This window comes from Halobacillus sp. BAB-2008 (assembly GCF_000328325.1).
Classification (GTDB): Bacteria; Bacillota; Bacilli; order Bacillales; family Halobacillaceae; genus Halobacillus.
The window spans coordinates 1-818 of the sequence record NZ_ANPF01000130.1 but is presented as its reverse complement, the minus strand read 5'-3'; the positions used below and the strand labels follow the sequence as shown (position 1 = coordinate 818).

General features: G+C 33.6%; 1 protein-coding gene. It reads left to right on the top strand.

Features of this window, described 5'->3' with window-relative positions; genetic code table 11:
* Nucleotides 1–203 precede the first annotated feature (203 nt).
* Nucleotides 204–818: hypothetical protein (locus D479_RS19620; protein WP_008640657.1), on the top strand; the 615-nt coding region annotated here is incomplete at its 3' end.

Genomic DNA, 818 nt, shown 5'->3' with positions numbered 1-818 from the left:
CACAGTATTCATTTTTGTGCTAACGGAAGCGTTCGTTGAAATTTTGCTTAATATATCTTGAATTAAAGTCTTAATGAAACGTGGGCTTATCCTTAATAATGGATAAGCCCTTTTTACAAGTTTTGTTGTTGTTTTAAGGTGAATTTGAAATAATTGGAATGAACAAACGGAAGTTAACCAACTGAATGAAAGGATGATTATTTTTGGAGCACCTTAAAAAGAGATTGGAAGAAATTAAAGAGGTACCCATTCATATAGAAAACATTACTGGTGCACATGCGGGTGATATTTCCCGATTTGAAATTATTAATCAGAATGAGAATAAGAAAAAATTCATTTATAAGGAATTTGCTGAGGGGAGAAACAATGAAATAGAAGTATATAAGAAGTTAGAAAATAACCTGCAGCCATTTATGAAGCTGGTTAAATGGTGGGAGTCTAAACCTCAAGCCATTCTTATGGTTGATTTAGGAAGGCCTTTGAAAGATGATTTTATAGGATTACCTTTACATAGTAAAAAGGAGTCGATTGTATCTATTCTCCAACGCCTCTCTTATCTACATAGCTTAAAGATTGATCAAACAACTCTAACCCTGAATACTCACTCTATAACATATGAATGGTCTGAATGGGCCATTGAACAATTAAAGTCATTGGATGCAAGACACGAATGGGCGTCTGATTGGTCCACTCTTATCGTATATGCTTACCAAAAATTAAAACTAGGTGATTATAAAGTAAGAGGTCCTTTAACTCTCACTCATGGCGATCCTCACCTTGAGAATGTTTTTTGTTACGAAAATGAAATTTGGTTTATT